Genomic DNA, 13710 nt, shown 5'->3' on the forward strand with positions numbered 1-13710 from the left:
GACTGATCACCGTGACCGCCGTATCCGTCGAGAAGGTCAACGGCCACGCCGTGGCCTCGGAGCCCCGGTTCGAGTACGACCCGGTCGCGCACGCCGAGGCGGAGGCGATCCGGACCCGCGCCGAGGCCGAAGCCGAAGCCCGGCGCATCGCCGCCGAGGCCGAGGCGAAGGCCAAGCTGGCCACCGCGGAGGAGGAGGCGCGCAAGCTGCGCCTCGCCAACGACAAGGCCGAGGCCCGAGCCCGCGAGGAGCAGGCCGCCCGCGAGGCTCGCATCGCCGAGTCCAACCGGAAGCGTGAGGCCGAAGAGCGTGCCCGGCGCGAGGAGGCCGAGCAGGCTGAGCGCGCGAAGCTGGAGGAGGCGAAAACCGCCGAGGAGGTCGCTCTCGCCGACGACCGGTGGCGGGCCTACGCCCTGAACTTCTACCGGGTGTGCGCGATCGTCGCCCTCCCCGTGCAGGTGTCCGCCTTCTACAACCCGCGGGCCCTGTGGCTGATGGCCGCCCCGCTCATGCTCGAAGGCGGCGCCTGGGTCGTCCTCAAGGGCGCCGCGGCTGCGGTCGCGAACCGGCGGCCGTCCTGGCACTACCGGCTGATCGCCTGGCTGCTCGCGTTCATCGCCGCCGGCATCAACCTGTGGCACGGCCTCCAGGCCTTCGACCAGGCGACCGCGCTCGGGACCGCGTTCGCGTCGATCGCCGGCCCCGGCGTGTGGGACCTCCACGAGCACGGCCGGATCCGCAAGCGGGACGGCAAGCTGACGTGGCGCGAGCGCCGCGCCCAGCGCAAGGCTGCCGAGGAGGAGGCGAAGCGCAAGGCCGCGGAGGAGGAGCGCCGCGCCGCCGAGAAGGAGGCCGCGGAGAAGGCGGCGGAGGAGGCGCGCCGGCAGCTGGACGCGACCCGCGCCAAGGAGTTCCCGAAGGTCTGGGAGCACGCCGTCCGGCTCGCCGCCGCACTCGGTGAGACCACCGTCACCGAGGCCGTGTGGAAGCGGGCGCACCGCGACGTCGAGGGCACCGACCCCGCCGAGTCCGCCGACATCATCCGCATGCGCAACGCCGCCGAGATGCGTGTTGAGGCGGCCCGTCAGAAGCGGCCCGTCAACCGATCATCGTCCCAGCTCGCATCGCAAGTGCCCGGCGCCAAGAAGCCCCGCGTCTACACCCCGCCCGCGCGCCGCGGAGTGCGCACCAAGGGTGACGTGAAGTACACGCCCGGCGCACGCCGCCAGGCCTCCATCACCGCCAAGCAGACCGCCGCGAAGGACCCGCAGTGAGCAAGCGCCGACCCACGCTGCGGTCCGACGCCCAAGGCGTCACCTACGTGATGACGAACGAGCCGTTCAAGTCCGTCAAGGTCGGTTACACCCACGCCGGCTCGGACCGCCTGCGCACGCTTAGGAAGCTCGGGTGGCGAGACTTCGGCGTTCTGGTTGTGGCTACGCACCGCTTGGCCCGGGACATAGAGCAGGCGGCGCTATTGGAGATCCGCTGCAGGCACTTCGCTCCGGTCCACCTGACGCCCGAGCTGATGCCCGCTGGCTGGACGGAGACCGTGAGTGCCAATCTCCTTCCGCCGCTGGCCGTCTGGGACATCGTCTGCGAGCAGGCTGCCCTGATCCAGCTTGCCCCGTCAGTCTCCCGGCCCTCCGATGGCCGCCGTCGGAACGGCGGGACGCCTCCGCGTCGCCGCCCGGGCGACTCATCGCCTTATAGCCGTCTCGCCCGCACCCAAGCCCGCCTTGAGCGTCTCCCCGAGAAGAAGGACTGACCCGTCATGGCCACCACCAACCTGCGCCCCACGGTCGTGCCCGCACCGGCGGCGCCCGCCGAGAGTGTCGTCGACAAGCGGCCGGCGACACCGCAGCGGCAGCTGCCCGCGTGGATCCACTCCAAGGCCGCCATCGCCCGCCGCACCGCCCGCGCGGTCGGCCACCACCCGTCCGTGATCTGGATCGGCTGGTCCGCCCGCGGCTGGTGGCACATCGCCCGCATCGAGCGGGACAAGATGGTCGGCGACTACCCGCAGATGATCCGCACCGCCCGCGCCCAGCTGAAGGCCGCCAAGGGCGACGTATCCAAAGAGAGCCAGTTCGAGGCGGTCGTCAACCGGCGCACCCAGCAGATGAAGGACCGCCGCCAGCGCTACCTGATCACCCGCGGGATCGCCTCCGCCCCGGTCGCCGGTGCAGGCGCCTACGGCGTCGTCGAGGGCGGGCTGTGGATGACCGTCCTGTACGCGATGGCCGCCGTCGCGGCCGGCGTGTGGAAGGGCCGGCCCAAGGGCGTCGACCCCGGCAAGATCGAGGTTGCCTCCGAGGACGGTGACCCGTTCCCGATCGCCGATGCCCGCACCCGCACCGAGGCCGCCGAGTGCGTGCGCCGGGCGCTCGCCTCCGAGGGCATCCAGGTGAAGGAGGTGGAGGCCAACCGCCGCTACGACTGGGGCTGGGAGGTCACCGTCCACCTCGCCAAGGGCAAGCCCGCCGACATCGTCACCAAGGCGCCCGACCTGGAGACCCCGCTCGACCTGCCGCAGGACGGGCTGCTGTGCCAGCCGATGCGGGCCTCCCGCGGTCGTGTGCTGCTGCGGCTGGTGCAGAACGACCCGTTCGCGAAGATGCCGCCCGCCCCGGAGCGCAAGCCGAACAGCCGGCGCATGCGGGACAAGCAGGTCGTCGCCTACCGGATGGACGGTCAGCCGTTCGACGTAAGCCTCCTCGGCGTCCACGTCATCGTGATCGCCTCCTCGGGCGGCGGGAAGTCCGTCATCCTCCGCACGCTCGGCGACATCCTGACCGCCTGCTCCGACGTCCTGGTCGGCGATCTGGACCCGGGCGGCAACGGGCTGGCCCCGCTCGCCGAGGCGCTCGGTGTCCGGGCGATCGGCGACGACAACATGGGGCAGATCGAGGCCATTCTGGAGAAGGCCCTGAAGATCGCCAAGGCGCGGCCGAACCTGTTCGCCGAGCTCGGCATGGACGACAACTGGGAGCCCACCCCCGACGACCCGGCGATCGTCCTGGTCATCGACGAGTTCCCGCAGCTGTCCGACCGGGCCAAGGAGCTCGCCGTCAAGATCCTGCGCGTGGGCCGCAAGTCCCGCGTGCAGCTGATCATGGCCGCGCAGGAGGCCACCGTCGACTCCCTCGGCGACGCCATCGCCGACTCCATTGCTCTGAAGATCGTCGGCCCGTCCCGGCACCAGGACATCAAGCAGGTCTTCGGCACCGGCGCCGGAGCCGACGGCTGGCGGCCCGACCGCCTCCACCCCGCCCAGGGCGAGGACCCGGCCGACGCCGGCAAGGCGTACATCATGGGCTGCGGTTCCACCGAGCCGATGATCTACAAGTTCCTGATGCTCGACGTGAAGGAAGCCACCCGCCGCGGCAAGGAACGCGCCGCAGCCGGCCGCCCCACCGTCGGCCGCCGCTCCCTCGACGCCGCCGGCCTCGACCACTTCGGCGCCACCGAAGCCGACCGGCTCCGCTCCGACCTGCCGAAGATCGTCATGATGGCGCGCGGTGCGTTCGCCGCCGCCGACGACCCCGGCTTCCTGTCCACGGCGGCGATCTGGGAGTACCTGGCCGCGCACGACCCGGACACCTGGGCGCTCAGCCTCTTCGGTGAGGACGAGGCCAAGGCCCGCCGGACCGCCGCGCAGAAGGTCACCGCCGAGCTGAAGAAGGCCGTCGACGCGATGGGCCTCGACATCGACATGACGACCACCCAGATCACCGGCGGAGCCCGCGGCTACCGCCTGGAGACGATCAAGCAGATCACCGGCGAGAGCCTCGCCGAGGCCGCCTGAACGGTCGTGACGGGGTCGTGACGCCGCAGGTCAGGGTCGTGACCCCAGTCGTGACGGGGTCGTGACGGCCCGCTCGAGGACGTGACGCCGTAACAGCACATCACGACCGCCATCACGGCTCTGACCTGCACAGTCACGACCCATCACGACCACCATCACAACCCGAGATGCGAAGGAGATCCCGATATGGGGCAGCTACTCAAGATCCAGGAGATGAGCCTCGACGGACTGCCCCTCACCTGCCCCGAATGCGGCAGTGGCGCCTTCACCCTCGAAGGCCGCGGCGCCATCGCCGCCCTCGCCTCCGTCTGGGCCAACTGCTCCAACTACCACAGCTGGGAACACCAGCTGATCACCACCAGCGACCTGGCCGCCATCCAGGCCGCCCGCACCGGCCGCGAGAAGGCCACCGACGTCGACACGTTCGAGATCGAGATCGGCGGTGCCGTCCTCGCCGGGATCCTCGTCCCCGAGCTCACCGTCGACGACGTGAAGACGGCCAGCCGCATCTACTGGCAGAAGCTGATCAAGCCGCGGATCCGCCGTCAGAAGCGGGCCGCGATCCGCGCGGTCAAGCGGCCCCTGCAGCGGGCCGGCCGTGCCGTCACCCAGCCCATCGCCGACGGGGCGGCCGCCGTCAAAGCCCAGGCCCTGGAGGCCGCGTGGACCGCGCAGGCCGGCGGCTACCAGCCCGACCCCGACCACCAGCCTGAGCCCGTCAACCCCTGCCCGGCCTGCAACGGCAAGGGCGCCCACCGCATCGACACCCGCCTGCACGACACCACCACCGTCCGCTGCTCCGTGTGCCACGGCACCGGCGAAATCGACTAGGAGACCACCACCATGACCACGCTGCCCGAGCCGACGCCCACCGCCACCGCGGCCGGGCAGGCCACCAACCCGCTCACCGACGCCGTCATCCGCGCCGCCGTCGACAACCTCGTCCACGAGGCCCGCCGCGAAAGCACCAGCCCGCCCCCGGGCCGCGAGGTGCCCGCCATGTCCGCGCGCACCACCGAGGTCAGCCGGGCCGTCATGTACTGCAGCCTCGCCACCGTGCCGCCCGGCCTCGTCGCCACCGCGATCCTCCTCGCCTCCGACCACGCCGACCCCACCGTCATCGGCATGATCTGTGCCGTGCCCGCCGCGCTCGCCGTCCCGATCCTCGCCCTGGCCCGTCTCCTGCGCGGCGCCAAGCCCCAGCCCGAGGTGCACCACCACTACGAGGGCACCGTCTACCAGGACCAGCGCAACGTCCACAGCAACACCCGCGGCGTGTGGGCGAAGAACATCAACAGGCAGTAGGGAGGCGCGAGCCCCCGGCGCCGGAATCGCCGGGGGCTCTGCCGTGACCGTACCCGCCACTGTCAGTGGCACCTAGGAGAATCAGCAGATGACGCAGCCTCGTAGACCGCGCGCAAGTGTCCGCGATCCGTTCAGGACCAAGCAGTCCACCAACGCTGGGAGGCGGCTCCCGCACGCGGACAAGGTTCCGCCGGACGACCCGAACCGAACCGACATCCTCATCACGATCCACCGGTTCGAACTCGCAGGCATCGAGATCGACGAGAGGGCAGTCGAGATAGCCACCGCGTTCACGCGCTGGTATCACGCGAACGCCGAGGAGCGCGAGCGGGTCCACGCCGCGGAAATGGCGGCCCGTCAAGCGGCGGCAGCCGAGCGGGAATGCTGGGTCTACTACGTGCGCTGCGGGCGCCTCATCAAGATCGGCATGACGACCAACCTGGCCAACCGCTTCGGGTCCATTCGCCCCAACGAGGTACTGGCCATAGAGCCTGGCGGCGCCGAACTGGAAAGAGCCCTGCACAAGCAGTTCGCCGCGCTCCGGGCCGGCGGAGAGTACTTCCACCCCGGCGCTGCACTTCAAAAGCACGTCAGGGAAGTCCGGGCAGTGCTAGGACCGCCGAACTGGACCAGATCGATCGTTCCGGACGGCGACGACTGGTTCCCGGCTGAATCGCTCTGACCTGCGCTTGCTTGACCCGGCCGGTCGGTGAGCATATCGTCTGTCTCACTGGATACTTGCGTCTCTGAAGGCCGCCCGCTATGGGCGGCCTTTCTGTATGTCGGAGGTGCGCATGTCCGACCAGGTAACCCTGATCACCGAGGACATGGCTGCCCACTGGGCCGGGCGCCCAGGATCCACCATCCGTCGCTGGGCTGCAGAGGGGCGCATCCGGCGCTTCGGTGAGGGGCGCGGCAAGGTCCGCTACAACCTCTGGGAGCTCAACAAGGCTCCGCGGGACGAATACACGGGCGAGCTGCTGGAGCCCGGCAAGCCACCGCCGCTCCCCGAAGGCGTCCGCGCCGCTTGATCGTCCCGTCGTTCGGCCCGGTCCCCGGACGGCGGGGCTCATCGAGGAGGTGGCCATGTTCCCTCCCGGCACCCCCGTGGTCACGCTGACTGGCACGCTGCCGTCCGCCGTGCAGGGCACCGGCTACGGCGGGCAGGTCGTCCTCACGCCCAGCGCGATCCTCACCGACGAGGCCCACCACGCCGTGTATCCGGGCGGCGGCAAGGTCGACATCGTCGACGGTGCTTTCAGCGTCCAGCTCATCCCGAACGACGCGGCGGGCATCCTGCCGGCGGGGTGGAAGTGGTACGTCGACGTCCAGCCCAGCCGCGGCCAGCGGCTCGCGTTCTGGTGCGACATCACCGGCCCGGACGGGGCCACCGTCCACCTCGACGAGCTGGTGCCCGAGCAGGCGCCCGGAGGCGGCACCACCGGAACGCCCGGCAAGAGCGCCTACGAGATCGCCGTCGAGCAGGGCTACAGCGGCACCGTCACGCAGTGGCTCGCCTCCCTCGTCGGCGCGGCCGGACCGCAAGGTCCCGCTGGGGCAACTGGCCCAGCAGGAGCGCCGGGACCCCAAGGACCGGCGGGAGCTACCGGCCCCCAAGGTCCAACCGGACCCGCAGGCGCCGACGGAGCCCAAGGCCCCAAAGGCGACCCCGGTGATCCCGGCCCGGAAGGACCCGCCGGACCCAAGGGAGACACCGGCCCGCAGGGCCCTCCCGGATCAGTCCGCACCGCCACCGCCCGCATCACCGACGACAACCTATCCGGACTGCCCGCCGCGGCGGCATGGACCATCGTGCAGACGTCCGCCGGGACGAAGCTGCAGGCGTCCATCACCGCGGCGGCCGGCGACCGGATTCGGGTGTCCTCCGCCTTCATGCGCGCGGGCAGCCACTTCCTCGACTGGGCGCTCCTCGACTCCGCCGGGGCTATCGCCCAGTACGCCGGATCCGGCAGCGGCAGCCCCCTCCCTGAGGGGCATCCCGCCATGTACCCGAGCTTGAGCTTCAGCTACATCACCGGCGACGAGATGTTCACCGTCGGCGCCGGGCACATCGACGGCAGCGGCAAGGTGACGATCGCGCTCGCCCACCAGGGCACCGGATCCGGCACCGTCTACGCCCACACGACCTACCCCTGGCGGCTGAGGCTGGAGAACATCGGGCCCGAGCCGGCCTGAACAGGTCCGGCGATGGCGGCAGTTCGCCCGCCACTGTCAGTGGCGCTCAGTAGCATCTGAAGCAGACAACCCCGGCGACGGCGGCAACCGTCCCGGGGAATGGCCGATCTGATGAAGGCAGACCGACGTGACCGAGGCTACACGCGCTTGTAGACGCTGCGGAGCGGACCTCTCCGGGTTACGGCCAGACGCAGTCTGGTGCAGTAAGTGCCCGAAGCGACTCCTGCAGCGACTCCCCGAGCGGCAGTGCGAAATCTGCGGCGAGACGTTCCGTCCGGGCCGCAAGGACGCAGTGTGCTGCTCGAAGACCTGCAGGGACCGGCGGCTCAACCGCCGATATACGAAGGAGCGACGCGGTGAAATGCCGCCGCGCGCGTGTCCTGGCTGCGCGCAGGAGTTCACTCCGCACCGGTCGGACCAGAAGTACTGCAATGCCGTTTGCGGCAACCGGGCGCGGGCTCGAGCGAACTATCGGCCCGTCGATCTGCCGCCTCTCCCTTGCGCCTACTGCGGGAAGTTGTTCATGCCCCCCCGGCGCCAGTCGACCGTATGCTCGCGCGTCTGTAGTCGCAGAGCTAGCTACGTCCGGCATCGCAAGGAGCGAGTGGCGGCGGCCGTAGCCTGGGCCAAGGCAAACAGGGATGCTCGCGCAGCGATCAGTAACCAGTACAAGTCTCAACGCAGGCAACTGGAGAAGACGAACGATGGCAGTGTCGGGGTCTCCTCTAAAGACTGGGTGAAGCTTGTGCGTCGCTACCGGCACCGCTGTGCGTACTGCGGAGCCGGAGGTGCCATCCACATGGAACACGTGATCCCTGTGTCCCGCGGAGGACGGCACGCCATCGGTAACGTCCTGCCAGCCTGCGAGGCCTGCAACCTCAGCAAGCAGAACTGCTTCGTGAGCGAATGGAAGCGACGGGAGGCAAGGCGCGCACGACTGGCCTTGGCCAGCTAGTTGTCAGAAGCGGACTCTGCAACGAATCCGTCACCGCGCTGACTGTCGATTGCGGTTCTGGGCACCATGGCCAGAACCGCGACGACAGGAGCAGACGTGTTCGGGAAGAAAAGCGACGAGGAGAAGGCCGCAGCGAAGCGCCAGCGTCAGATCACCGCGGCTGCCGCAGCTGCCGGACTCACCGTCATGGGCGGCCAGTTCCGCGCCCCCAACCAGGATCCCGTCCCGGTCGACGGGGCCCGCATCACGATCGAGCGCGGCGAGGAAGCGGGGAAGCGGGTCACCGCAACCCGAGTTCTCCTCACCGGGCTGTTCGCGCTGGCGCTGAAGAAGGACATGAACCAGCTGTTCATCACCATCGAGAACGGCGACAAGGTCATGCTCTGTCCCGTGCCAGCCCGCAAGGAAGCCCAAGCCCGCATCCTGGCCACCATGGTCAACGGCGAAGCCACCGGGGTGGACAAGGGCGAGTAGCCCGCCGGGGGTGGGAACCCGGGGGCGGGGGATGCAGGGCCGGGGCGTACTGCCCCGGGGTCGCTGTCGGCGCCGGCCAGATAGGTCGGCGCTGCGGTCTGTTCGGGGAGGTCGCCGTGCCTGTTGCTCCTCCCACTCGATGCGGTGCCATCGGCTGCTCGGCCTTCGCCACGAACCGCGGTCGATGCGATGAGCACCAACCTCAGGCCTGGGCCAACAGGGCGCGCAAGCAGGACCGTTACGGCATCAGCTCCGGGACGTGGCGCAGCCTCAAGCGGCAGGTCGCACGCCGAGACAACGGCTGCTGCTACGTCTGCGGACGCGAGGCCGAAGAGGGCGAGACGTTCGACCTCGACCACAAGACGCCCATCTCGGAGAACGGCTCGGCAAAGGACTTGGAGAACCTCGGGCTCATCTGCCCTGAGGATCACGAGCTGAAGTCGAAGGCTGAAGCCGCCCGGGCGAACCGGGAACGGGCCCTACGGCGGCAGCTTGACCTCGGCAATCTCTGACCAACGCCCAGGGGGTAGGGGGGTCAAAATCCCTGACCTGATCGTCTGGGGGCCCGCCGCGGTCAATCAGGGAGGTCCCTGCACAGAATCTCACATAGGGGGTCTGTGATCATGGGTCGTACTGCCCAGCCTGCCGCGCTGAAGCTGATCAAGGGCCGCGGCGAGGGCAAGGACACCGCGGGCCGGCCGGTCAACCTCGGCCCGGCCTTCAAGCGGGTGCCACCCAATCCGCCGTCGTGGCTGTCCCGGGAGGCGGCCGCGGAGTGGAAGCGCGTGGTGCCGGGCCTGTCCCGCCTGGATCTGCTGAAGCCGGAGGACCGGGCGGCGCTGGCCGCCTACTGCGAGGCGTGGGCGACGTTCGTGCAGGCGACGCGGACTGTGCAGGAAGAGGGCCAGGTCATAGAGGCGCGGCAGGGCAAGCTGGCGCACCCCTGTGTGGGGATCGCGCGGGCGGCCGGCCGTGAGATGCGCAGTTGGGCGGCGCACTTCGGGCTGACGCCGTCGACGGAGCAGGCCCTGGCAAGGGGGGCCGACGATGGCGACGAGGACGACAACCCCTTCGGTTGATCTGCCGGACGCCGAGGAGCTTGAGCGGCTGAAGCTCAGCCCGGAGGTTGCCTGGTATCTGGTGTCGCGGGGAATGCCGCTGCCGGACTGTCCGCCGCTGATCCAGACGCCGTCGCCGGGGGAGGCGCCGGGCGCGGTGTTCGACCCGGACCGCGTGGATCGGGTCATCAAGGCGTTCTCGCTGCTGCGGCACACGCAGGGGCAGTGGGCGGGGCAGCCGCTGCGGCCGGATCCGTGGCAGGTGGCGTACATCCTGGCGCCGGTCTTCGGCTGGGTGCGCTGGGACGACGACGCGAATGCCTACGTGCGGATCGTGCGCGAGCTGTACGTTGACGTCCCCCGCAAGAACGGGAAGAGCACGCTTGCCGGCGGCTTGGCGATCTACATGACGTGCGCGGATGGCGAGGGCGGCGCCCAGGTCATCACCGCGGCGACGACGAAGGAGCAGGCGGGGTTCGTCTTCGAGCCGGTGAAGAAGCTGGCGGAGGCGGCGCCTGCGCTGAAGCGGCATGTGAAGCCGCTGAAGCACATCATCCTGCATCCGAAGTCTGGTTCGTACTTCAAGCCGATCTCGTCGGTGGCGGGCGCGCAGCACGGCGCCAATATCCACTGCGCGATCATCGACGAATTGCACGAGCACAAGACGCCTGAGCTGGTCGAGACGATTGAGACGGGCACTGGCTCTAGACGGCAGCCGCTGATAGTGATCATCACTACGGCGGACTCGGGGAAGCGGGAGTCGGTGTACGACCGGAAGCGGCAGCGGATCGAGAAGCTGGCCCGCCGGGTGTTCGAGGCTCCGAGCGTGTACGGCGTGGTGTGGGCGGCGGAGCGGGACGACGACCCGCACGTCGAGGCGACCTGGCGGAAGGCGAACCCGGGCTACGGCGTCTCGCCGACCCGCTCGTATCTGCAGGCCAAGTCGGATGAGGCGAAGCAGTCCCCGGCCGACCTGGCGAAGTACCTGCGGCTGCATCTGGGCCGGCGGACGAAGCAGGAGACTAAGTTCCTGACGCTGGAGTCGTGGCACCGCAACGCCGGCATGGTGGACGAAGCCAAGCTGGCGGGCCGGGAGGCTTACGGCGGCCTGGACCTGGCGTCTACGTCCGACCTGTCCGCCCTGTGCTGGTTGTTCCCGGACGACGAGCGGGGCGGTTTCGATGCGATCTGGCGCCTGTGGACGCCGGAGGACAACGTCGAGCAGCTGGACCAGCGCACAGCAGGCGCGGCCTCGGTGTGGGTGCGGCAGGGCCTGCTGGTGGCGACACCGGGCAACGTCGCCGACTACGACTACATCCGACTGCAGATCGACCGGGACATGGACGCCTTCGACGTCCGCTCCATCGGCTTCGACCCGTGGAACGCGACGCCGCTGACGAACAAGCTCGTCGAGGACGGGGCGCCGATGGTGAAGGTCCGGCAGGGCTTCGTCACCATGTCGCCGCCGTTGAAGGAGCTGCAGCGGCTGCTGCTGAAGGGCACCCCGGAGGCTCCGCTGTTCCGGCATGGCGGGAACGACGCGGTGACGTGGATGGTCGACAACCTGGCGGTGGCGATGGACCCGGCCGGGAACGTGAAGCCGGACAAGGCCCGCTCGGCGGAGAAGATCGACGCGGTGTCGGCGGCTGTGACGGCCCTGTCTGAGGCGATGACGCGCGAGCAGCCGGTGAAGTCGGCTTACGAGGACGGCGGCCTGGAGGTCGTGTGAGGGGGTGGCCGTCGTGTGGGGCTGGTTTCCGTGGCGTCGTACTGCTGTGCGTAAGCGGGTGGTGGTGAACCTGGCGGACAAGGCGTTCGCCGGGGTGCTGTGGGCGAAGCGGGGCCCGCTGCTGGTCCTGCGGGACGTGACGCTGATGCAGCACGGTGCTGCGGACACGCCGATGGACGGCGAGGTCATCATCGAGCGATCTCGGGTGGAGTTCATCCAGGCGGCGGGAGGCTGACGTGGCGTTCGTCGTCTCCCAGGGCCAGTTGTCTGCGGTATCGATCGCTCCGACGGTGGCGATGCCGTCCTACGTGCACCTCGCCGACGGGGTGTTCCGCGAGTACGCGCACCTGTATCGGGTGCAGCCGCAGATCCGCACGGTCGTCTCCTTCCTCGCCCGGAACATCGCCCAGCTCGGGCTGCATGCCTTCCGGCGGGTGTCGGACACGGACCGGGAGCGGCTGACGGATCACCCACTGCCGCAGATCCTCGCGGCTCCGGGCGCCCGGCTTACCCGATACCGGCTGATTGAGCGGCTGGTCAGCGATATCGCGATCTACGACACGGCGTTCTGGGTGAAGGTGCGCCAGGACGGCGCGGGTGTGATCGGGGTGATCCCGATCCCTCCGTCCCGGATGACGGTGGACGGTGACAACTGGCTGCAGCCGGACCAGTTCACGGTGCACGGCTCCCGGGGCGACCTGAAGCTGACCCCGGACCAGGTGGTGCACTTCCACGGCTACGACCCGGTGGATCTGCGCAGGGGCTCGTCGCCGATCGACTCCCTGCGGTCGTTGCTGGCGGAGGAGTTCGAGGCGAACCGTGCTCGCGAGCAGATGTGGCGCAACGGAGGCCGGCTGTCGGGGGTGCTGAAGCGGCCGGCGGATGCTCCGTCGTGGGCGCCTGAGGCTCGGGCCCGTTTCAAGGAGGGCTGGCGATCGTACTTGCAGGGCGGCGGCACGCCGATCCTCGAGGACGGCATGGAGTACGAGCAGCTGGCGATCGATCCGGCGAAGGCCCAGTACATCGAGGCCCGCAAGCTGACCCGCGAGGAGGTTGCGGCGGCGTACCACATCCCGCTGCCGATGGTCGGGATCCTCGATCACGCGACGTTCTCCAACATCAAGGAGCAGCATCAGCAGCTCTACCAGGACACGCTCGGCCCGTGGCTGACGATGATCCAGGAGGAGATCGGGCTGCAGCTCATTCCGGACCTGCCGGACTCGGACGGCGTGTACGTCGAGTTCAACTTGCAGGAGAAGCTCCGCGGCTCCTTCGAGGAGCAGGCGCAGCAGCTGCAGACGGCGGTCGGCGCCCCGTGGCTGACCCGCAACGAGGCCCGGGCCAGGATGAACTTGCCGACGATCGGCGGCGGCGACGATCTGATCACGCCGCTGAACGTGCTGGTGGGCGGGCAGGCGTCGCCGACGGATTCGGCGCCGGAGGCCGCGGCACTCCCAAAAGCCCGGGGCCGCCTGGCGCTGGTGAAGGCGGCCGCACCGGACAGGCCGAAGCTCGGCGACTTCGAGCAGGAGCGTGACGCGTTCGCCGAGGCGCTGTCGAAGTGGACGCAGCGACAGGCGGACCGGCTGCTCACGCAGGCGGGCGCGAAGGCCGATGGCCCGCCGGATCTGCTGACCTGGTGGGACGGCGGCTCTGAGGGCCGGCTGGCGGAGTTGCAGGCGCTGCTGGCAGAGCACGGCTACCGCCTGGCCCAACTGGGCGCGTGGGGCGTCCTGGATGACTTCAACCCGGAGGCGGCCGGCTGGGATCCGGAGGTCATGCTGCCGTGGCTCCTGGCCGCCGCACAGACGCACGCCGAGCAGCACGAGGAGGCCGGCCGCAAAGCGGTGCGGGCCGTGCAGGAGGGCCCGGCGGACGGCTGGCAGGACTCCCTGCGGAACGCGGCGGCCGTGTGGGTGACGACGGCCGTGATGCGCGCTGCTACGGCGAGCGCGGAAGCCCGCGGCTTCGGCTCGCACGACGCCGCGGGCGCGTCGGGGCTGACGAAGAAGATCTGGCGGACGGGCGGAAAGAACCCGCGGCCTTCCCATCGGGCGCAGGACGGCGAGCGGGTGTCGCTGGATGACGTGTTCTCCAACGGCCTGCGCTGGCCGGGCGACGGCAAGGGCGACACGAAAGAGACGGCGAACTGCAACTGCCGCTTGGAATACGCACAGGAGTAACC

At 69.9% G+C, this 13710-nt stretch carries 15 protein-coding genes; all 15 read left to right on the plus strand.

The annotated features are described in order from the left end of the window. Window positions 1–11 precede the first annotated feature (11 nt). The 15 genes from ACF1AL_RS14795 (at window position 12) to ACF1AL_RS14865 (ending at window position 13708) form a co-directional block, all read left to right on the plus strand. Window positions 12–1274: a hypothetical protein gene (locus tag ACF1AL_RS14795; RefSeq protein ID WP_391826063.1), complete on the plus strand. Its 1263-nt coding sequence runs from the start codon at window positions 12–14 to the stop codon at window positions 1272–1274. Continuing rightward, on the plus strand, window positions 1271–1768 hold the full coding sequence (locus ACF1AL_RS14800; RefSeq protein ID WP_391826064.1) for a hypothetical protein: 498 nt from the start codon (window positions 1271–1273) through the stop codon (window positions 1766–1768). Before ACF1AL_RS14795 ends, ACF1AL_RS14800 begins: the two co-directional genes overlap by 4 nt. Window positions 1769–1774: 6 nt before the next feature. Continuing rightward, window positions 1775–3808, plus strand: a complete 2034-nt coding sequence (locus tag ACF1AL_RS14805; protein ID WP_391826065.1) for a hypothetical protein — start codon at window positions 1775–1777, stop codon at window positions 3806–3808. 186 nt (window positions 3809–3994) lie between these two features. Continuing rightward, on the plus strand, window positions 3995–4639 hold the full coding sequence (locus tag ACF1AL_RS14810) for a hypothetical protein (RefSeq protein WP_391826066.1): 645 nt from the start codon (window positions 3995–3997) through the stop codon (window positions 4637–4639). Window positions 4640–4651: 12 nt separating this feature from the next. Continuing rightward, on the plus strand, window positions 4652–5113 hold the full coding sequence (locus ACF1AL_RS14815) for a hypothetical protein (RefSeq protein WP_391826067.1): 462 nt from the start codon (window positions 4652–4654) through the stop codon (window positions 5111–5113). An 88-nt stretch (window positions 5114–5201) separates the two neighbouring features. After that, window positions 5202–5795 (plus strand): GIY-YIG nuclease family protein, encoded by a 594-nt coding sequence (locus ACF1AL_RS14820; protein ID WP_391826068.1) that lies wholly within the window; start codon window positions 5202–5204, stop codon window positions 5793–5795. A 112-nt stretch (window positions 5796–5907) separates the two neighbouring features. Continuing rightward, window positions 5908–6144 carry a DNA-binding protein gene (locus ACF1AL_RS14825; protein WP_391826069.1) on the plus strand — a complete coding sequence of 79 codons (237 nt, stop codon included), beginning with the start codon at window positions 5908–5910 and terminating at the stop codon, window positions 6142–6144. A 55-nt stretch (window positions 6145–6199) separates the two neighbouring features. Further along, window positions 6200–7309 (plus strand): hypothetical protein, encoded by a 1110-nt coding sequence (locus tag ACF1AL_RS14830; protein ID WP_391826070.1) that lies wholly within the window; start codon window positions 6200–6202, stop codon window positions 7307–7309. A gap of 523 nt (window positions 7310–7832) precedes the next feature. After that, a complete protein-coding gene (locus ACF1AL_RS14835; protein WP_391826071.1) occupies window positions 7833–8264 on the plus strand; it encodes an HNH endonuclease in 432 nt (143 codons plus the stop codon). 96 nt (window positions 8265–8360) lie between these two features. Beyond that, a complete protein-coding gene (locus ACF1AL_RS14840; RefSeq protein ID WP_391826072.1) occupies window positions 8361–8738 on the plus strand; it encodes a hypothetical protein in 378 nt (125 codons plus the stop codon). A 116-nt stretch (window positions 8739–8854) separates the two neighbouring features. Further along, on the plus strand, window positions 8855–9250 hold the full coding sequence (locus ACF1AL_RS14845; protein ID WP_391826073.1) for an HNH endonuclease: 396 nt from the start codon (window positions 8855–8857) through the stop codon (window positions 9248–9250). 111 nt (window positions 9251–9361) lie between these two features. Next, entirely contained in the window at window positions 9362–9817 is a 456-nt protein-coding gene (locus ACF1AL_RS14850; protein ID WP_391826074.1) for a phage terminase small subunit P27 family, read from the plus strand. After that, a complete protein-coding gene (locus ACF1AL_RS14855; protein ID WP_391826075.1) occupies window positions 9786–11525 on the plus strand; it encodes a terminase large subunit in 1740 nt (579 codons plus the stop codon). Before ACF1AL_RS14850 ends, ACF1AL_RS14855 begins: the two co-directional genes overlap by 32 nt. A gap of 46 nt (window positions 11526–11571) precedes the next feature. Beyond that, window positions 11572–11760, plus strand: coding sequence for a hypothetical protein (locus ACF1AL_RS14860; RefSeq protein WP_391826076.1), 189 nt, complete (start codon window positions 11572–11574; stop codon window positions 11758–11760). Between the two features lies 1 nt (window position 11761). Then, the gene (locus ACF1AL_RS14865) at window positions 11762–13708 is read left to right on the plus strand and encodes a phage portal protein (RefSeq protein WP_391826077.1); all 1947 of its coding nucleotides are present in this window, start codon (window positions 11762–11764) and stop codon (window positions 13706–13708) included. Window positions 13709–13710: the final 2 nt, after the last annotated feature.

Origin of the sequence: Streptomyces sp. NPDC014801 (genome assembly GCF_043082085.1) — a bacterium.
In the GTDB taxonomy this organism is placed as follows: Bacteria; Actinomycetota; Actinomycetes; order Streptomycetales; family Streptomycetaceae; genus Streptomyces.

Coding starts and splice junctions, on each gene's coding strand:
- ACF1AL_RS14805 (WP_391826065.1), top strand. CDS start 1,775: ATGGCCACCACCAACCTGCGCCCCACGGTCGTGCCCGCACCGGCGGCG.
- ACF1AL_RS14810 (WP_391826066.1), top strand. CDS start 3,995: ATGGGGCAGCTACTCAAGATCCAGGAGATGAGCCTCGACGGACTGCCC.
- ACF1AL_RS14815 (WP_391826067.1), top strand. CDS start 4,652: ATGACCACGCTGCCCGAGCCGACGCCCACCGCCACCGCGGCCGGGCAG.
- ACF1AL_RS14820 (WP_391826068.1), top strand. CDS start 5,202: ATGACGCAGCCTCGTAGACCGCGCGCAAGTGTCCGCGATCCGTTCAGG.
- ACF1AL_RS14825 (WP_391826069.1), top strand. CDS start 5,908: ATGTCCGACCAGGTAACCCTGATCACCGAGGACATGGCTGCCCACTGG.
- ACF1AL_RS14830 (WP_391826070.1), top strand. CDS start 6,200: ATGTTCCCTCCCGGCACCCCCGTGGTCACGCTGACTGGCACGCTGCCG.
- ACF1AL_RS14835 (WP_391826071.1), top strand. CDS start 7,833: ATGCCCCCCCGGCGCCAGTCGACCGTATGCTCGCGCGTCTGTAGTCGC.
- ACF1AL_RS14850 (WP_391826074.1), top strand. CDS start 9,362: ATGGGTCGTACTGCCCAGCCTGCCGCGCTGAAGCTGATCAAGGGCCGC.
- ACF1AL_RS14855 (WP_391826075.1), top strand. CDS start 9,786: ATGGCGACGAGGACGACAACCCCTTCGGTTGATCTGCCGGACGCCGAG.